At 60.0% G+C, this 19507-nt stretch carries 15 protein-coding genes; 2 read left to right on the forward strand and 13 right to left on the reverse strand.

All coding sequences use genetic code 11. The features are described 5' to 3' along the window. Window positions 1-5: 5 nt before the first annotated feature. The 10 genes from A6U86_RS23140 to A6U86_RS23185 all read right to left on the reverse strand — a co-directional run bounded on the left by A6U86_RS23140 (window position 6) and on the right by A6U86_RS23185 (window position 13311). Entirely contained in the window at window positions 6-1739 is a 1734-nt protein-coding gene (locus A6U86_RS23140; RefSeq protein WP_068395617.1) for a pilus assembly protein TadG-related protein, read from the reverse strand. Further along, on the reverse strand, window positions 1739-2161 hold the full coding sequence (locus A6U86_RS23145; protein ID WP_068395620.1) for a TadE/TadG family type IV pilus assembly protein: 423 nt from the start codon (window positions 2159-2161) through the stop codon (window positions 1739-1741). Before A6U86_RS23145 ends, A6U86_RS23140 begins: the two co-directional genes overlap by 1 nt. 343 nt (window positions 2162-2504) lie before the next feature. Continuing rightward, complete coding sequence (locus tag A6U86_RS23150) at window positions 2505-2714, reverse strand: hypothetical protein (RefSeq protein ID WP_068395622.1); 210 nt, start codon at window positions 2712-2714, stop codon at window positions 2505-2507. Between the two features lie 73 nt (window positions 2715-2787). Continuing rightward, window positions 2788-3588 carry an ABC transporter permease gene (locus tag A6U86_RS23155; RefSeq protein ID WP_068395624.1) on the reverse strand — a complete coding sequence of 267 codons (801 nt, stop codon included), beginning with the start codon at window positions 3586-3588 and terminating at the stop codon, window positions 2788-2790. Then, window positions 3585-4439: an ABC transporter permease gene (locus A6U86_RS23160; protein ID WP_068395627.1), complete on the reverse strand. Its 855-nt coding sequence runs from the start codon at window positions 4437-4439 to the stop codon at window positions 3585-3587. The genes A6U86_RS23155 and A6U86_RS23160 overlap by 4 nt, the downstream gene beginning before the upstream one ends. A gap of 103 nt (window positions 4440-4542) precedes the next feature. After that, window positions 4543-5715: a PotD/PotF family extracellular solute-binding protein gene (locus A6U86_RS23165; RefSeq protein ID WP_068395629.1), complete on the reverse strand. Its 1173-nt coding sequence runs from the start codon at window positions 5713-5715 to the stop codon at window positions 4543-4545. A 48-nt stretch (window positions 5716-5763) separates the two neighbouring features. Beyond that, window positions 5764-6858: an ABC transporter ATP-binding protein gene (locus A6U86_RS23170; RefSeq protein WP_068395631.1), complete on the reverse strand. Its 1095-nt coding sequence runs from the start codon at window positions 6856-6858 to the stop codon at window positions 5764-5766. A 1-nt stretch (window position 6859) separates the two neighbouring features. Then, complete coding sequence (locus A6U86_RS23175; protein ID WP_068395633.1) at window positions 6860-8923, reverse strand: hydantoinase/oxoprolinase family protein; 2064 nt, start codon at window positions 8921-8923, stop codon at window positions 6860-6862. Next, window positions 8920-10599 carry a hydantoinase B/oxoprolinase family protein gene (locus A6U86_RS23180; protein WP_068395635.1) on the reverse strand — a complete coding sequence of 560 codons (1680 nt, stop codon included), beginning with the start codon at window positions 10597-10599 and terminating at the stop codon, window positions 8920-8922. Before A6U86_RS23180 ends, A6U86_RS23175 begins: the two co-directional genes overlap by 4 nt. A 114-nt stretch (window positions 10600-10713) precedes the next feature. Next, window positions 10714-13311: a LuxR C-terminal-related transcriptional regulator gene (locus A6U86_RS23185; RefSeq protein WP_244510058.1), complete on the reverse strand. Its 2598-nt coding sequence runs from the start codon at window positions 13309-13311 to the stop codon at window positions 10714-10716. Window positions 13312-13704: 393 nt separating this feature from the next. Between A6U86_RS23185 and A6U86_RS23190 the strand changes: the two genes are divergently transcribed. Beyond that, window positions 13705-15042 (forward strand): DUF882 domain-containing protein, encoded by a 1338-nt coding sequence (locus tag A6U86_RS23190; RefSeq protein ID WP_244510060.1) that lies wholly within the window; start codon window positions 13705-13707, stop codon window positions 15040-15042. A 118-nt stretch (window positions 15043-15160) separates the two neighbouring features. Here A6U86_RS23190 and A6U86_RS23195 read toward each other — a convergent pair whose 3' ends face one another. Both A6U86_RS23195 and A6U86_RS23200 read right to left on the reverse strand, forming a co-directional pair. Continuing rightward, a complete protein-coding gene (locus tag A6U86_RS23195) occupies window positions 15161-15649 on the reverse strand; it encodes a RidA family protein (RefSeq protein WP_068395639.1) in 489 nt (162 codons plus the stop codon). Continuing rightward, window positions 15643-16368 carry an SDR family NAD(P)-dependent oxidoreductase gene (locus A6U86_RS23200; RefSeq protein WP_068395641.1) on the reverse strand — a complete coding sequence of 242 codons (726 nt, stop codon included), beginning with the start codon at window positions 16366-16368 and terminating at the stop codon, window positions 15643-15645. The genes A6U86_RS23195 and A6U86_RS23200 overlap by 7 nt, the downstream gene beginning before the upstream one ends. A gap of 179 nt (window positions 16369-16547) precedes the next feature. Here A6U86_RS23200 and A6U86_RS23205 point away from each other — a divergent pair, with 179 nt between their 5' ends. Beyond that, window positions 16548-17450: a LysR family transcriptional regulator gene (locus A6U86_RS23205; RefSeq protein WP_068395643.1), complete on the forward strand. Its 903-nt coding sequence runs from the start codon at window positions 16548-16550 to the stop codon at window positions 17448-17450. Between the two features lie 69 nt (window positions 17451-17519). Here the strand turns inward: A6U86_RS23205 and poxB are convergent, their stop codons facing one another. Continuing rightward, complete coding sequence (poxB, locus tag A6U86_RS23210; RefSeq protein ID WP_068395645.1) at window positions 17520-19256, reverse strand: ubiquinone-dependent pyruvate dehydrogenase; 1737 nt, start codon at window positions 19254-19256, stop codon at window positions 17520-17522. Window positions 19257-19507 lie beyond the last annotated feature (251 nt).

Below are 19507 nucleotides of genomic sequence, written 5' to 3' on the forward strand. Positions count from 1 at the left end.
TGCCTTTACTGTACGAGTACAGGCGCCAGGCAGCGTGCGTCGGTGACCTGTATGTCCGCTTGCCCGACACCGATGCCGAGAAGCCCCAGCAGGTTGTAGAGCAGCTGGTCGACAGGGGCCGTGATGATGGAAAGCGTATCGGCAAGAGCGGACAATATTCCGCTCGGCGTACCGATGGTGATGATGAGAATCTGGATGGTGACGTTGGTGTTCTTCAGCAGCGACGAGATCAGCGACGTCACGACATCTCGGGTCGAGACCGTCTTGATGGTACCATTGGAGATTTCCGAAGGCTGAAACGTCACCCGCGTCGGGCTCATATTGGCGATGTCGATCTGCGCGCTGGCAAGGACCCGCAGCAGCAGGGAATCGATGATGGCGGCCTGCGTGACCCTGGGCTTGGTGCCGAAATTCACGAAGGCCGTGGGGTCCACATCTCCGAGAGCTATTTCCGCAACCCCAGGCACGGCGTCTATGCCGACGACGGCGTTGGGCATATTGCCGCCGACACAGGTGATCGAGGCGAGCTTGGCCTCGGCAGGTGCCAGTTCGATATAGAGCGGTATTCTGAGCTTCAGCCCAGCAATGATCGACAATCCCGTGACGGCAACGTCGACCATGACACGCACTTGCGGCGTGCGGACGATAGCGCCTGGCGCGCCCACTGCCAGGGATGGCGTCTGCTGCGCGATCTCGCCGACCGCCAATGTCATCGTAGCCGTCAGGAGGCCAGGCAGGGCAGCCCCGAGGTCAATGGAGATCTGCCTTTGTTGATTGGCGGCCATGGCCGTCAACGACAGGAAATTCATCACGCTCATGTTGACGGACAGATTGGGGCCTGTTCCGACGATATTTTTACCTTCGGGTCCAAGATTCAGGAGATCCTGGAGCTTGAGAGTGACATTCGTTTTGCCGAGCGTCTTACCCAAATTGTTGATGATGGTAACGACCGCAGGCGAAAGGTTCGTGGATTTGCCGAGCGCGCCGAGAATTTTGTCGTATGTGACGTCGGTGGCCAACAAATCATTGTAGCTGAGTGCCGTGAGATTGAGGTCCGTCGCCAGAAGATTGAGGAAGCTCAGGAGATTGATCTTCGCGCCGATGAGCGACTGATAATCAACGAGCTTCAGGGATATTTTCGTTCCGAGAAGCGTCCCGAGAAGCTGGTTGAGAATACCGCCATCGAGGCTTGCCAGTCGCGACCCGACGGAGAAGGCGGCCAGGCGTTCGCTCGTCGCGGTGCCTGTTGCACTGAGCGTCGGCGCATCCGCAAAGGCCGACGAGAAAGGCATCAGGGCCTTCTGAGTGAGTGTCACTTTCACGGAATCGGCTGGAGTGCTACCCGAAGAAAAACGGTTCGCGGGGGCGATCGACGTATCTGCCTTGTAGGTTCCGAGAACCATGTTGGCCAGCGTTTCATATTGCCCTGAATTGGCGGCGGCAGAGGTGATGGGCCCGTTGGATGTCAGATAGTTGCTACCCGTGGCAAGAGCCGCGGCGGTGCCGTTCGACTGAAGATTGGCAAGAAGCGTGCTGTTGGCGCTGGTAATATTGGAAGCGGCAGTGATGGCGCCGATATCGCTGAGCTGCTGCAGGCGCTGCTGCTGCAGTGTCATCATGCCGTAGTCGATGCCAAGCCCGAGGCAATAAAGGATCAAGGGTGAGACGAGCGCCGTGGTGATCGCGACGTTTCCCCGTTTGTCGCGGCAGAGGGCGACCCATTCGAAGAACTTCTTCATCACAGCCCTCCAATCCGGATCGTGGAGTAGCGGCGGATCGTCTGATCCGGCATGACGAAGGTATAGAGGTTCCAGATCGGAAGAGCGGACGCATCATAGCTGGCGCTGACAGTGAACTGATTGGCGTTCGCCGGATCGGTCGCGACGGTAACGGTCAGCTTGTCTTTCGTCAGGAAGGCATCGTTGATGGTCGAGCGCGTGACGAAATCCTGGACGAGCTGCGTTCGCTCGGTCGCGGAAATGCCGGCAACCGCCGTGCGCGCGGCGTCAGCCGTCAGCTGCTGGAGCGAATGGGCGGCGGTGAGATAGATTGCAAAAGCAATCAGCGTCAGAAGCATAAGCAGGAAAAGCGGCGCGATCAGAGCGAACTCGACTGCGGCTGTACCCTCTTTGGCCCTGTTGAAATCAGAAACACGAATCATGGTCCTGGCTCCTTCGATCGGCTGGTCATCTATGATGATGACGATCCAGGAAACCTTAGATTGCGCGCGTTAATTTTATATTTCTAAATATACTATTTTCTAATGTTTTTACATCTAAAAGATATTGGTTTAATTGATATAAATTGTCATCATTGCAGTATCTTGGTGACCTTTAACGGAAGAATCGGCCTGTAAAAGGAGGGCGGCGGCGCTCGGGTGGGTTGTTCCCTTCAACGGCTTGAGCACCGACACCGGTCGACTTCGGCGGGTCGCGCCTTGTGGCATGACATCGCGACACAACGGAATGAGCACGCTGAATGGCATATGCCGTCGTGACGGCAGTCTATTTCTTCTTTGGCGCCAGCTCCCACCAGCCCTGCGTATTCCTCACAAAACGGCGGTTCCCCTTGTAGTAGCTCACGCAACCGGTCCGATCGACCTTGATCGAGGTCGGTATAGATTGCACACCAGCCTTGAGCCGCTCGACCATATCGAGCGCTTCTTGCCTTTTTCCGGCGCGGATCAGCGCCATCAGCTTTGACTCTTGTGTCATCCTCTATACTCCCGTTCATGGAGGATCAGGGGCAGGCGGATTTTGTAGTCCGTCAGTCGCATGTTCATATCGATCAACCCGATCTGCGTTGCATGAGCAGCGCGCGCAGTGCCACCACCACCACACAAACGCTGGAAATAAGAAAAATTGCCCCCGACATCGCATAAATGGTCGGTGACGCCCCGGCATTCATCTTGCCGAACAACACCACCGGCAACGTGTTTTGCCGCCCCGCCAGATAGAAGGCGCGCGTGAATTCGTTGAGGGACAGCAAAAACGAAAAAATAAAGGCGCTGACGAGACCCGGCCGGATAAGCGGCAGGGTGATGTCGCGGAATTGCCGGAACCGGCTGGCGCCAAGATCGTCGGCCGCCATCAGATAGGTCCGCTTGACGGCGGCAAAGCTCGTCAGGATGACGATGAAGGCAAAGGGCATCGCCCATAAAAGATGGCCGGCAATGACGGTCAGGGCCGAAGCCTTTACGCCAACCCGGCTGATGACCGTCGAGAGCGCCAGCCCCTGTATGACGCCAGGCACGAACATCGGCAAAAGTACGGTCAGGAACAAGATGCCGCGGCCGCGATGAAGCTCGCGATAGGCAAGGGCCGCACCGAGCGACAACACCGTCGCAATGACCGCTGTCGCAAGCGCAATCATGAGCGACTGGCCAAGCGCCGCAATGAGCGCGGTTTCGCTGCCAAGCGCAACATACCATTGCAGGGTGAGGTCCGAGAAATGCGGCAACCCCGGCTGCAGGGACGGATTGAACGAAACCCCGAGCAGATAGAGCGGCGGCGCATAGATCACCGCCAGGCCGGCAATGGTCAGCGTCCAGATGATGATACGCGGGTTCGTTCCCTCTCTGACGATCATTGGCTGCGATCCTCAAACAGGGAGGAAAGGCCGAATATGGCGTCTCCGATCAGCACCAATCCGAAGACGATGACGAGCATGAGGGTCGAGATCGCAAAGGCGAGCGGAAAATTGGCGACACGCATGACGTCGTTGATCATGATCGAGACGATGGATGCGCCGGCGCCGCCGAGCATCTGCACTTCGGTCGAGGACCCCGCGACCATGACGAAGACGAACAGGAAGCCCGCGAAGACACCGGAATAGGTCAGTGGCAACAATACCGTGCGCGCCATCGTCCAGAAGCCGGCGCCGAGGTCACGAGCGGCGGCCATCGCAACCGTATCGACGCGACGCATGGAGAGCAGAACGGGGAAGGTCGCGAATGGCAGATAGGATGCAACAAGCCCGACAATGACGGCGAAATCACTGAACAACAGCCAATCGAGCGGCGCGTCCGTGATCCCTGCCTGCATGAGAAGCGTATTGATGACACCGGTACGACCCAGCAGCAACCGCCAGGAAAAGGAACGGATGAGATAAGACGTGAAGAAGGGAATCGTCAGAAGCGCCGCAAGCACCACGGATAGTTTGCGCCCGGCCAGAAAATACATCGCATAGGCTGTGGGATAAGCGATAAGGAGGCAGATGCTCGCCGTCAGAAACGCCTTGCCAAGCGTGGAAAGAAACACGCTCCAGCGCCCGGCTTCGAGGATGGCGCCATAGGCAGCCAGGCTGAATTCCGGCTTGATCCAGTAGGTTGCGGAATCCCAGGCGCAGAAGCTCCAGACGACGACGAGAACCAGCGGCGCAAGGCCAAGCACAAGGATGACCGCAAGCGGGGCAGCCAGCAATAGAACTGATGTCTTCATAATCTGCCTCCTCTTCCGTCCAGCTTCATCGGGTTGTCTCCGTCGGCTCGGGGCCGGCCTGCCCTCTCGGGAAAACTGGCCAGCCCCGGTCCATCGCATCACATCAAGCGTTGCGCAGCTTCTGCCACCATTCTTCGTAGAGTTGGAAATTGTCCGGGCGGCAATTCTGCCAATAAACCTTGCCTGAGAACTTGGCCTTCACATGGTCGGCAAGCTTGGCAACGTCGTCGGCCTTGTATTCGTCCGGATGCGCCTTGGCATAAGCGAGGTTGTTGTCGGTCGGCACGAGATAGCCGCGCGCCTTGCCCAGTTCGCAACCATAGAGGCCGGCAAGCAGCGCATCGACGAACTTGTGGGCGACGTCGGCCTTGCCGCGCTCCGCGGCACCCTTGAGCAGGACCGTGTTGTTGCCCCAGCCTTCATAGCCTTCGACCGGAGAGGCATACTCCACCTGAAGCCCGCGCTTGCGGCCTTCATAAACGATCGGCTCCCAGCCTGTCATCGCATCGACTTCCTCGTTGGCAACGAGCTGCACGCCCTGCTCCCAGCCATTCCAGAAGGTACGGAACTGGCCGTCCTTCTTGTGCTTGATCAGGAATTCCATGACGAGGCCGAGCTCGGATTCGGAGAGATTGCCGGGATCCTTGATCGGCTGGTTCTCCGCACCCTTGAGGTAGATGGCGGTGAAGATGGCGCTGTTGATCCAGGCATCTTCCATCGCGACCCGGCCCTTCAACTTCGGATCGAAGATGACGCCATAGCTGTCGACCTTGCCGAGCTTGTCCGGGCGGTAGATGATCGAGTCGGCATTCACGACCGTGGGGATGCCGTATTGCTTGCCCTCATAGGTCAAGGTCGGGATATCCTTGGCCCATTGCCAGATGCCGGCGAAGTTCGGGATCTTGGAAACATCCCAGGGGGCAATCAGCCCCTGCTTGGCGAGCTCGCGCTCGGCGCCACCCTGAAACCCGCCGACATCGAAGAGATCATTGGCGTTGCCGGCGGCCAGACGTGCGACGACCGGGCCGACATCGTTGCCATTATCGGTAAATTCGGGCGAAACGCCACTCTGGCGTGTAAATTCCTGCCATTTGTCGCCGATATCGAGCGTGGCGGTGCCCCAGAACGCAACCGTCGCGTCGTCGGCCATGGCGCGGGTCGCGCCAAGCCCACCGACAGAAAGCGCAGCGGCACCCGCGCCCATGAGCTTCAGCATGTCTCGTCGCTGCATGTTGCTCCTCAAGGCGGAGGAGACGGGATCATTGCCTCTATTCATCGTGTCATTCCCTTCCCTTATTTTTCGCGTATTTCAGCTATTCGGGTTCTACTCATCGCCTCCAGCCAAGGCCGGCATTCCGGAACGATCAATCAAGAGCGCGGCACCCGGTTTCAGACGCACGCGCACGCTTTCCCCCGGCAAGGGCGGGATTGCGTCGGCGCTGGTCGTCACCACCACACGCTGGCTGTCGGCGAACGCAAGGGTAACGTCATGGCTGAGTCCGCGATAGATGCTTTCGACAACCTTAAGTTCAATTGTTTCATCCGCCCGCTCGACTAACGGGACGAGTTCGATCCGGTCGGGACGAATGGCGACTAGGGCATCCTTTGGCGCAGTGCCGGAAAATATTGCAGTCAGTTTCTGGCCGGCAATCACGGCTACGGCCCTGTCACCGGCAATCGAAATGCTCTCGGGTTTCAACAGCGTATCGATGCCGACGAAACGGGCGACGAACGCATTGGCCGGAGCCTCGAAGAACCGTGCCGGCGCGTCGATCTGCTCGATGCGGCCCTTGTGCATCACCGCCATGCGGTCGGAGAGGCTGAGGGCCTCGTCCTGATTGTGGGTCACCAGAATGAAGGTCGCGCCGGTCCGCTTGTGAAGCCGGCCGAACTCGTCGCGCATCTGCTGGCGCAGCCGTTCGTCCAGCCCGGTCAGGGGCTCGTCCAGCAGGAGGATACCGGGCTCCATGACAAGTGCCCGCGCGAGAGCCACGCGCTGGCGCTGGCCGCCCGAAAGAAGATTGACGTCACGATCCGCAAAGCCGGAAAGCTCGACCAGCTCCAAGGCGCCCTCGACCTTGGCCTTCAGCGCACCACCGGAAAGCCCGCGCAATTTCAGCCCGTAACCAACATTCTGGGCCACGTTCATATGCGGGAAAAGCCCGAGCGACTGGAACACGGTGTTGACGGGCCGACGATTGGCGGGAACGCTCGCCATATCCTTTCCGTCAAAAAGAACGCGTCCGGCGGTAGGCTTGTCAAAGCCGCCGATCAGCTTCAACAGCGAGCTCTTGCCGCAACCCGACGACCCAAGCAGGGTGAAAAACTCCCCGGCTTTGATATCCAGTGTCACGTCATCGACAGCGCGCACCGGCCCGTAGCTCCTGACGATGTGGTCGAGACCGATCGCTATCGCCATATCAGACGCTTCCCCCATCAGATTCACGGATGAGCAGCAGTCCTTCGTCGGTCACTTCAAGTTCCTGTCCGGCAACGACAAGCGATGTCGCCGTTGCTTCTTCGACGATGAGCGGGCCAAAGACACCCTTCAGCGGCGGCAGCTTCGTGCGTTCATAGACCGGGCAGGGCACCCAGCCTGTCTCTCCACCGAAATAGACCTGGCGTTCGCCCTTGAAGGCGGCGTCCAGCGAGCGATCCGTCAATGTCAGCTTCGGAATGGCAATGACGGGACCATGCAGTACCGCCTCCAGATGGATCATGGTGATCTCAATCGGCGAAGCTGGAAGGCGGAAGGCGTAAGCACGCTCGTGAACCGCATGGAAGCGCTCTGCGAAGCTTTCGACATCGTCATCGAGCTCGAAACGAGCGAAAACGCCGTGTTCCTGGCCGCGATACCGGGCTTCCACCCGGCAGGCATAGCGTATGTCGGCACCATTGCCCTTGGCGAAGTAGGTAACGGCATCACGCTTCAGCTCGTCGAAGCGGCGCTTCAAATCACTAACCGCCTGCGGCACGAGTGGCGAAAACCAGGTGCTGCGGAAATCCGCCCTAGGTTCGGCCGCAAGCATACCCCAGGCCGAGAAAATACCGGGATGTGGCGGCACGACCGTCATCCGCACGCCGAGGTCGCGTCCGAGGCGCGCGGCCAGCGCCGGCCCGGCGCCGCCTGAGATGACAAAGGCGGCATCGCGCGGATCGTGTCCGCGCTGGACGGTGACGAGCTTCAGCGCATTGATCATCGAGGCATGGGCGATCTCGACGATGGCAAGTGCCGCGTCCTCGACCGACAAACCAAGCGGTTTGGCGACGGTGGCAATTGCGGCAGCGGCCTTGCCCTTGTCGAGCTGCATCTGGCCATCGGCAAAACTTGCCGGATCGAAGATACCGAGCGTCAGCAATGCGTCTGAAAGCGTCGGCTTGTCGCCACCTCGGCCGTAGCAGGCCGGGCCTGGCGTCGAGCCGGCACTTTCGGGACCGACACGCAGCGCGCCGCGTTCGTCAATACGGGCGATGGAGCCACCGCCGGCACCGATTTCGACGATGTCAACGACCGGCACTTGCACGGGATAACCCGGAACTATGCGGGTATGTTCGAGCTTGTACTCGCTGTCGAGCGTCGGGCTACTGTCATGGATCAGGGAGCATTTCGCCGTCGTGCCGCCGACATCGAGCGAAAGCACTTCCGACTGGCCAAGCAGCGTGCCGATGCGCGCCGCACCCGCGACGCCGCCGGCCGGGCCGGATTCCACAAGCGTCAGCGGGCTCATCTGCGCCTGATCGAAGGTGGAAATACCGCCGTTGGACTGCATGGCGTAGTAAGGGCAGGAGAGATCGCGCTCGGTCAAAGCACTCTCGAGCCTTGCGAAGTAGCGCTTGATGATCGGCTGCACATAGGCGTTGAGCACGGCGGTATTGGAGCGCTCATATTCGCGCCACTGGCGGGAGACCTCGTGGCTGGCGCAGATCGTCACATCCGGAAGGGCCTCCGCGAGGGCTTTCGCGCAGGCAATCTCATGGCCGGGATTGACGTAGCTGTGGAGGAAGATGACGGCGATGGCCTCGACATTGCGCGCCCGGCATTCGTGGATGATCGGCTCGAGATCGCCAAGCTCGATCGGGGTCAGCACCCGCCCCTTTGCGTCCAGCCGCTCACGCACTTCGAAGCGAAGGCTGCGCGGCACGAAAGGTTCCGGGCTCTTGAATTGGAGATTGTAGAGATCGGGGCGGTTTCCGCGGCCGATTTCCAGAACATCGCGAAAGCCGGCGGTGGTGACAAGCGCCGTCTTGACGCCCTTACGCTCGGTGATCGCGTTGATGACGGTCGTCCCGCCATGGGCAAAGAAGATGACATCACGAGTGGAGAGCCCATCCTTCCGTTCGGCAAGATCGATGGCCGACAGCACGCCTTCGGATTGGTCATGCACGGTCGTCAGGCTTTTCGCCGTGAAAATCTCGCCGGTGCGCTCGTCATAGCCGACGAGGTCGGTAAACGTACCGCCTACATCCGTCGCCAGCCTGATCATCCTGCCATCCTCTCATCAAATCCATACAGGTTCCGCGCCGTCTCCTTGGAGATGTAGCCGTCTTCGACGTCACGGCGGACATGCTCGACCTCGCGAGAACGTGCCTCGCCCCAGCCGCCACCGCCACCGGTAATAATGCGCACGAGATCACCACTTTTGAGCGCAATATGCGGTTCCCGGCCGAAATTGCTAACCTGACCGGCGGAATCTTCCACCTGCAACAGATTTGGCGTGCCCGGAGCGCCGCCTTCGATCCCCCAGGGTGGTGTTTCCGTCCGCCCGAAGCTGCAATAGGCCGATGCGCCGTCCGCCAGAACTTCATAGTCGCGAATGACGCCGAAACCCCCACGGCGGCGACCGGCACCCGATCCACCTTCGAGATTGAGCGCGTAGCGACGCACGATCAGCGGGAACCGCGCCTCGATGACCTCGACGGAATAATTGTAGGTGTCGCCGTCGGTGAGCGCGATCAACGCATTTGCGCCGTCTGCGTCCTTGCTTGCTCCCCAACCGCCATGTTGCGGTTCGATATGGATGAACGGCTGTCCCGCCGCATCCTTGCCGGAGATGTAGACGACGCAGAGGCTCGTGTAGGAGCCGGCCGAGAACCGCTCCGGCATCAACCCGGCAAGCGCTTTCCAGACGAGTTCGGACGCATGGACGGAGCCTTCATAATACCAACCCGTCGGAGAAGGCTTCTCGGCGGTGAAAACCGATCCCTGCGGCGCAATGACCTCGAGCGGCCGAAACCAGCCCTCGTTGGAAGGTGCCTGCGGCGCCACCAAAGCCTTGAATATGGTGCGCACGGCCGATTGCAGCGCTCCCGCCGCACAATTGATCGGCCCTGCCACTGCCGGCGGGCAGCCTGTAAAGTCGGCGGTCAAACGATCGCCTGCAATGGTCACGGCCACTCTGACCTCGATAGGGTCGGTGGTAACGCCGTCACCGTCGATGATGTCCAGGGATTCATACACCCCGTCGGGCAAAGCCGCGATGGCAGCACGGGCCTGCTTCTCGCTCGTTGCGAGAAGATGATCGAATGCAGCATCGACGATACCAACGCCATATTTCCGGGCAAGCTCACCCATCCGGCGCGCGGCAACGCGAACCGTGGCCACCTGTGCGGTCAGGTCGCCTATAGCGATATCGGGCAGGCGAACATTTTCACGGATGATGCGCAGAACCTCGCCGGAGAAACGGTCGTTGCGCACGACCTTGACGCCCGGCAGCCTCAACCCTTCCTGAAAGACCGAGGTGGCGTTGGGCGCAAGCGAGCCGGGAACCGAGCCACCGACATCGAGATAATGGGCGACATTGATGGCATAGGCCAGGATCCGCCCATCGAAAAAGATCGGCTTGACGATGGCAAAATCGCAGGCATGCGTGCCGCCCGAATAGGGATCGTTGGTGAGCAGAATATCGCCGTCTTCGAGATCGTCGCCATAAAGCGCAATCAGCGATTTGACCTGTGTGCCGAAGGTGCCGGTGAACAGCGTGATGCCGTTCATCTGTGCCACCAGCTCTCCCTCGCGCGTGAGCAGACCGCAGGCGAAATCCAGCACCTCATAGATCACAGGGCTCATCGAAGTCCGGGCCATCACAACGCCCATCTCGTCGACGGTTGCAGCCAGCTTACCCTCGATAATCTCCTGGGTCACTGGATCGACGATGACCACGAATCTACCCCCGTTATTATATTCGCACGAGCGCAGATTAGGTGTTTTTTTCTTCCCCGATAGCCTTCCCGATGGGTGGGTGGACGAATCGAACCCTACCCGTTCGGGTAGGTATCAGTTCAACATGCCCTTTTGTCGCGCTGCCGTCACCGCGGCCGTGCGCGTCGAGACGTTGAGCTTGGCAAAAATATTGCGCAGGTGGAACTTGATCGTATTGTCGGAAAGCGACAGCGTGCGCCCGATTTCCTTGTTGGAAAGCCCGGCGGTCAGCAATTCCATCACCATGCGCTCGCGCCCGGTAAACGACGACAGATCCTCGTCCGGGGTAGACTGCTGGTTTGCACCGGCGCTATTCAACAGGGTCTGGAGGCGTTTGCGGGTGACAGTGGCAACGCTTGGATGATTGGCAAGCGCACGGAGCTCTTCCAGCCCGGCTGCGCGATCGAGATGAAGAAGCGCGCGGTAGTCGCCGAGCGGCGTGGTCACCACAAGATCGGAAAGGCGGGCGGCTGCAACCTCGTTGCGGCCCTCGGCAATCAATATCCCTATTTCGAGGAGCGCAAGCTCGATCGTGCGCGGGACATGCGGGCGCTGGGCCTGGCGCGTCGTAAGCTGGTCAAACACCTCGCGCGCCTTGGCAACTTCGCTAAGCGCCAGATAGGCCCGCGTCCAGAAAATGGCCGGCGTCGCCCCGCGCAGGTGAATGGACAGCATGTTGGCGCGGTCCGAAGTGATCGCCTGTATGCCGAATCCGCTGGCCTCGGCATGACGAATTGCCTGGTCGAGATCACCCGACTCCATCAGAAGCATTGCCCGCTCGCGATCTATCAGGCGGGTAAGCCGGTCGAAACCGCGGCGGCGCGCCACCGCGCGGATACGATCCATGGCCGCGTGGGCAGCCAGGACATCGTCGCGCATTCGCAGCGTGCGCTGTTCGGCCATGAACCCGGCGGCGAGAAGATCGAACCATGTATCATGGCGCTCAAGATGCGGCAGCGCCCATCCCAACATGTCGGCAGCGGCTGCCGTTTCGCCGCGCATCGAAAGAATTTCGGCCTTCAACACCTGGCCGACGGCGTCCAGATCGCTGCCGGCAGCGATGTTGGTTTGCGCCTCGGCGATCAGGTCGTCATAGGCGGAGAGTGCGCTTGCGCTATCCCCCGAAAGGAAGAAGGCCTGACCGATATGCGTGTAGAGATGCATCGCACCAAAATCGGCGCCACCGTCGCGAAAGGCGCGAATGGCCAGATGGCCATAGTGCAATGCCCGATCAAGCTCGCTGCGGATCAGGAAATTGTAGGAAAGCATGTTGAGCGCCAGCGCCCGATGGATGAGCTCCATTCCGTCAGGCTGTTGCAGATCATTTTCCAGCGCGGAAAGATCGGCAGCGCTCGCCCAGTGATCGGTATAGAGCGCAAGCAGGATGCGCACCACGCGCAGATCCTTTGCCAGGATCTCATCGCCTGCGGCAGCACGCTCCACGATGACCAGATAATGATTGGCGGCGGCAAGCTGGGCAGCCTTGGCGTTGAAAATCGAAAGTCCCAGTGTAGCGAGCGGAAACCGGCTGAGATCAATCTCCGAGGCTCGCCCGCTCAACGCCTGGAAGAGCGTCGCGCCGCCGCGCGTCGTGGCATAGACTCGCCGCCAACCGCCGGCTCGCTCCACGATGCTTGCCGCAAGATTGGCGTCGCCGGCTGAAAGCGCATGCTGAACTGCCCGGTCGATGTCACCTTGAACCTCGAACCAGCGCGCTGCCCGGTTCAGCACGCGTTTGGCGTCAACGCCCCTGCGACTGGCAGTCTGCTTGAGGAATTCGTTGAAGACCGGGTGGAACCGCATCCAGTTGCCCGGCCCGGCAAGCAGCGTGACAGGAAGAGCATATTCGTTAAGACGTTCGATCCAACCCACCCGCTCGCCGCTCTCCAATACCGCCTCGAGCAGCGAATGATTGAAAGCAGGCAGCGCAGCGATCTCGGTCAGAAACTGGCGGATCTCCTCGGGCAGATGTTCGAAGACCTGCTCGGAGAGATAGGACCCCATATCCGCGCCGCCGCCATCGAAAGAGGCGAGGATCGTGTCGCTTTCCTCCGATTCCGAGACAAGCAGGCTCACCATCTGCAGCGCGACGGCCCAGCCTTCGGTCCGGCGGTTGAAGGAACCGACCTGCTCTTCCGTCAGGCGGGTTCCCTTGCCGGCAAACAATTCCCGCGCTTCGGCATCGGAAAAACCGAGTTCGGCGACACCGAATTGCTTGAACTCGCCACGAAGGCGCAGTGCCGACAATGGAAAACGCGGCGGACTACGGCTTACCAGCACCAATTTCACATGTTCGAGCGAAAGATCGGCGAGGATCTTCGCCATCAGTGCCTCGGTGGCATCCGTCTGGGCGAAGTGATAATCGTCGAGGAAGATCACGAGCGGCCCCGGGATCTTGCGCAGCCTCGTCGTGAGTACGGAGAGAAGCGCTGCCGCCGGCAGATTGCCCGCATCCGCTCCGTCCTCGTCCAGAAGCGTCTGCAATGCATCGATCAGAGCCAGCAGAAAGGCTTCCTGGCTCGTGTGCTCGGCATCGAGCGACACCCAGCACAGATTGACTCCATCTTCCCTGAGTAATTCGTACCATTGGACGGCGAGCGAGGTCTTGCCGTAACCCGCCGGCGCCACGATGGTCGTCAAACGGCGCAGCCCGACACGCCGGAGCTGCCGCAACAGGTCGCTTCGTTTAATGGTTTGCTGTCCGCTGGACGGAGGAGCAAATCGATTCTGTCCACTCATGCGCGGGATGATGCTGTCTCGGCAATCAGTTTGCAACCCACGCGAAAACGTTTGCATAGCTATGGATTTTTCTATTTCGGGCGCCATCGTAACGCCACAAGCTGCATGTTTGTGCACAGCTGCATCTGCGATCGGAGGCACTTCCGCGGCCTTTGCAAAAAAGCCGGCGCCAGCAGATGCGAATGTCGCTCAGGCACGCGATATCTCGGGACAATCGGCCGTAAACGGTCCGTTAGGGATTTATTGACCATAATTGGAGGTACAACGATGCCGCAGACGCGGCGCCTCTGATTTCTGTGTCTATTAGCAAGGGCGAAAGTCGTATCCGTGCATCAAGCGATCTTCTCCATCCCGGCCGCAACTTTCGCCATGGCCTTCTCCTTCGTCGCTTGCCGGGTGGCATTGGTGGCGATGCTGGTGCTCGGTGCGCTGGCGGGATCCGCCCAGGCCGCGTCTGACGACCGCGCCCTCAAGCTGTTTTTCACGCATACGGGGGAGAGGGCGACTATCGTCTTCAAGCGCGGCGGCAAATACGACCCGCGAGGCCTCGCCCAGATCAACCGCTTCCTGCGTGACTGGCGCAAGAACGAACCGACCAAGATGGATCCGGAACTGCTTGATCTTGTCTGGGAGGTCTATAACCGCAGCGGAGCGAAAGACACCATTCACGTCGTGTCCGCCTATCGCTCCCCCTCGACAAATGGCATGCTGCGCAACCGCTCGCGCAGCTCCGGCGTCGCAAAGCACAGCCAGCACACGCTCGGCAAGGCGATGGACTTCTATATCCCCGGCGTAAAGCTTGCCACCTTGCGCGCCATTGCTATGCAGATGCAAATCGGCGGTGTAGGCTTTTATCCCAACTCCGGATCCCCTTTCGTGCATCTGGATGTCGGCAGGGTCCGCGCCTGGCCGAGAATGTCGCGTCCGGAACTGGCGCAGCTTTTCCCGAATGGCCGGACACTTCATGTGCCAGCCGATGGCAGGCCGTTGCCGGGTTATGAAGTCGCCATTGCTCAATCGAGAAAGCGCCCAAGCCTGACCACGAGCAAGATTGCACCCGCTGTCGATGATGACGATGACGACGCCGGATCGCCGGTGGCATCCGCTGCGGCCGCCCCCAATACGAGCCTTCTGACCAGCATGTTGCCGACACCTCGAAGCCGGGCCGTCAACGGGCTGGAGCTTCAACTCGGCAAACGCGTGGCCGAAGAAAACAAGATTGCACCATTCACCGACCTGGTGACCTATACCGTGCCACTGCCGGCCTCGCGACCGATCAGCATCGCCGTGATCCCGACAGCCGCTCCCGAAAGGCCGCCGGCGATGGTTCTGGCGAGCCTTGTGCTGGGGCGGAGCGATGCAGGCAACCTGCTCCTTGCTGACCACTCGAAGAAGTCGAACAGCAGCGCCATGGCAAAGATGCAGCCGATGGCGGACCTGCCCACCTCCGCCGCACAGGACGTATCGGGTGGCGTCGGTGCCATGTCTACCGGCGCTATCGTGGCTTGGGCGCTCCAACCTCCAGGCATGGCTGTCGAGATGAAGCTTCCGACCTTTGTCAGCACGCCAATTCTCTTTGAGGAAGATATGGCCGATATCCGGAATAGTGCGGCCGGCTTTGACGACGATGATTTCGACGTCGAACGGTTCGGCTTCGAAGGTTGAGTGCTTCTCAACACGCTTCCGCCTGCATTCTAGCCCCGCACAGGTCGGCAAATCCGGCTGAACGAAGATAGACGAGACTACGCCCCGATCAGCCGAATGGCCAACCGGGGCGTAAATTTCAGTCCGCAACCTCAACGACAAGCTCGATTTCAACCGGCATTCCGAGGGGCAGGCTTGCAACCCCAAGAACCACTCGGCCCGACAGCATCTCTGCGCCGAAGACCTTGAGTAGGAGCTCAGACGCCCCATCCGCCACTTTCGGATGGTCCCGAAAATCTCCCTCGGTCGCAATATAGACCCCGAGCTTGGCGACACCCACCACCTTATCGAGCGACCCAAGATGGTCCTTGATGGCAGCCAACCCGCTCAAGGTGGCGGCTTCCGCCGCCTTTCGACCATCGTCGCTCGACAGCACACCGCCGACGCGGCCGATATATTGCGGCTTGCGATCGACGACAGGCAGCATGCCGCTCAGGAATATCAGCTTTCCCATCTTCACAGCCTCCACATAGGCGCCAAACGGTGTGGGAGGCGGAGGAAGCGTAATACCGAGATCACTCAGCCGCTGCTCTGCGCCAGCGGCCGGCGCTGTGCCCGCGCTCACCATTTGCCCAAATGTGCGCCGCCATCAACGTGCAGCACCTCCCCGGTTATGCGCGGAGCCTCGGTCAGGAATAGGACGGCATCGGCGATTTCCTGGACATTGGAGATGCCGTGCATCGGCGACATCGTGTTGAGGAAATCCCGCGGATTGTCCTTGTGAAGCGGCGTATCGACAACGCCCGGCGCCACGGTGTTCACGCGAATTCCCTCCTTTGCGTATTCAAGCGCAATATTCTTGGAGAGAGCTTCGATACCACCTTTGGTCGCCATTGCCACGGAGGCGTTGATGCCGAGTATCGGATGATCGACCAGAGGCGTGGTGATGCTGACGATGCTGCCGCCGGTCTTTTGTGCCAGCATCTGGCGCACGACCAGTTGCGTCAGGTGGATGAAACCCTCCAGGTTCGTCGAGGCCAGCTTGCGGTAATCATCGAAGGTATAATCGACGAACGGCTTGGTGAAGAAAACGCCGGCATTGTTAACCAGAGCGTCAATCGTCCCGAACCGTCCGAGCGCGGCCTCGACGACGCGTTGCGCCGTGGCAGGATCGGCAATGTCACCATCCACACGCGCCAGCCTGTCGGAGGCCTTGATCTCGTTGGTCTCGCTAACCCGCCGCGATGTCGCGACAACATTATAGCCGCGATCGAGGAAGGCGTTGGCAAGACCTGCACCAATGCCCTGCGAGGCACCGGTAATGAGTACCGTTTTTGCTATTTCCATTGTCGTTCTCCGTTTCACAAAGCAACCTCACCGCCATGCGTCGGCCCTAAGGGCCGGATCGATCGAGAGGGGATGAGGTGGTTGGCTTGCTCTCGTGAGAGGGAATATGCCCATTTCGGCTTTACGCGATTAGATGGAAATATCTGGAATCAATTTTCCATTCATGCAAAAATAATGGCATGACCGATTTGAATGACATCGCGATCTTTGTGAAGGTAGCGCAGTTAGAAAGCTTCAGCCGGGCGGCACATGCCCTGGGAATGCCGGTCTCCACAGTCAGCCGCCGGCTGACAGCGCTCGAGGAGCAGCTGGGCGTGACGCTTCTGCAGCGGACGACGCGCAAACTGAACCTCACGGCGCAGGGGCGTGCCTATTTCAACCAATGCAGTGAGCCGCTTGGCAATCTCTACGATGCCGAACGGGTGCTTGTTCAATCCCAGAGGAATCCCGAGGGCCTGCTGCGGATTTCGGTGCCGGTGGTTCTAAGCCAGGAACCGTTCTATGAGTTCGTTTCATTGTTCCTGAAAAGCTATCCGCGCATCCAGATAGACCTGTTCATCACCAATACCTTCATCGACCTGATTGCCGAAAATGTCGACTTAGCTATCCGTTTTGGCGAACTGCAGGATTCGACGATGATCGCGCAACGCCTCGGCAAAAGCGTCCGCTATGTGGTCGCAACGCCTGATTATCTCGAGGGTCGCGCCCGGCCCATCGAACCTGAGGATCTGCGTCAGCACCAGTGCGTCTTGATGAACAGCCGCAACAACGAAGCCGAATGGCATCTCGTCAGCGGCCGCAAATCGGCGAAAGTCCAGGTTTCGGGACCGATCTCCAGCCGCGATTTCCAGTCCGTAAGTGCATTCACCTACAAGGGGCACGGCATAGGCCTGTTATCGTCGAACTATTGCGACGACCGCATCGAGCGCGGCGAACTCGTTCGCCTCCTGCCAGAATGGACATCACCCGAAATCTTCGTGCACGCGGTCTATCAGACGCGGCGCTTCATCCCTTCGAAGCTGCAGGTCTTCCTCGATGCATTGAAGGCATGGAATTCTCCGCTCTGGATCCCGCTTCGGTGAATACCGTTCAGCGAAACCGACCCTCGGTAGAGCGTGGCTGATGCCTCGTCTCACCACGCCCGCCTTGTCTCAACGCCAGAGATTGGTGCGAGCAAGCTCGACGAGTTCGTCGCCGCGGCCGCTGAACACCGCCTTGACCATATAGAGGCTGAACCCCTTCGCCATCTCCGCGCTGATCGAAGGCGGGATCGGCAGTTCGGTGCGGGCAACGACGGCATCGACCAGAACCGGCCCGTTATGCGCGAGCGCCTCGGCAATGCCGCCGTCGACATCGGCGGGGTCTTCGATGCGGATGCCCTTGATGCCGATTGCCTCGGCCATCGCCGCAAAATTCGGGTTCTTCAATTCGGTGCCCGTCGGCAGGAAACCGACTGACTTCTGCTCGACTTCGATGAAGCCCAATGCGCTGTTGTTGAAGACGACGATCTTTGCCGGCAGCCCAAGCTGCGCGAAGGTGAGGAAATCACCCATCAGCATGGCAAAGCCGCCATCTCCCGACAGCGAGATCACCTGACGGTCGCGAAAGCTCGCCTGCGCGCCGATCGCCTGCGTCATCGCATTGGCCATGGATCCATGGCGGAACGATCCGATCAGCCGCCGCTTGCCGTTCATGGCCAGATATCGCGCCGCCCAAACAGTCGGAAGGCCAACGTCGCAAGTGAATACCGCATCCTCGGAGGCATGATCGCTGATAGCCTTGGCGATCTGCTGGGGATGGATCGGCTTCTTGCCGGGCTTGCCCGTCGCCAGAGCATCGAGTTCCTTGCGGCTCTTCTTGTAGTGCGCGATCGACTGATCCAGATGGGCGCTCTCCGTCTTCTGCTGCAAATGCGGCAGCAGCGCCTCGATCGTCGCCCTGACATCGCCGACCAGCCCGAGGTCGACGGGCGCCCTGCGGCCGATATTCTCAGGCCGGATATCGACCTGAGCGATCCGCGTGGATGATCCCGCGGGATAGAATTGGCGATATGGAAAGTCCGTGCCGAGCATCAACAGCACATCGCAATCCATCATGGCATAATAGCCCGACGCAAAGCCAATCAGCCCGGTCATGCCGACATCGAAGGGATTGTCCCATTCGATGTGCTCCTTTCCGCCAAGCGCATGAACGATTGGCGCCTTCAGTCGCCCGGCAATCGCCAGCAACGCATCGTGAGCCCCCTCGCAGCCCGCGCCGCCGAGGATGGTGATGCGCGCGTCGCTATTCAGAAGCTCGGCCAGTTTGCTCAGCTCTTCTGCCGCCGGCACGACGATGGGCTTGCGCGGAAGCAGGCCGCCGACCCGCAGCCGCTCAGGCCCCTCGGCCTTTTGCAGCGCGACGTCGCCCGGCATGACGATAACGGAGACGCCAGACTTCCCGATTGCCTGTCGAATGGCGATTTCCAGCACCCGCGGCATCTGCTGAACACCGGAGACAAGCTCGCAATAATGGCTGCATTCGCGGAAGAGTTCCTGCGGATGCGTCTCCTGAAAATAGCCGGAGCCGATCTCAGCAGAAGGGATCTGGGCTGCGATCGCCAGGACTGGAACCCGCGAGCGATGCGCATCGAACAGACCATTGATGAGATGCAGATTACCCGGCCCGCAGCTTCCCGCGCAAACGGCGAGATTGCCGGTCAGGTGGGCTTCCGCTGCTGCGGCGAAAGCAGCGGCCTCTTCGTGCCGCACATGGACCCACTCGATGCCGCCATGTCGCCGAACCGCATCCGTCAGACCGTTGAGGCTATCGCCGACGACGCCGTAGATACGTTTTACCCCGGCTGCGGCCAATGTTGTAACGAACTGGTCAGCGACAGTCTGTGCCATTATCGAAACTCCCTTCGGGTGTGCCCGTTCTTCATCTCCGGCATTCGGCCGGAACTTCACGGTTCGATATTCAGATAGAGCTATGAGAGGCCGTGCCAATGGGACCACGACGAATGCGTAGGAGTTCGGCCGATGTCGTCTCGGTCAACGGCAATCATTGACCAGGCAAAGCACGGTTAGCCCGACATTAAGGGTCAGACTATAGTGCCGCCAAGCGAGGTCAAGCGCCCTGCCCAGTGTCCTTGCAAGAC

The organism is Rhizobium sp. AC27/96 (assembly GCF_001692325.1).
Lineage (GTDB): Bacteria > Pseudomonadota > Alphaproteobacteria > Rhizobiales > Rhizobiaceae > Rhizobium.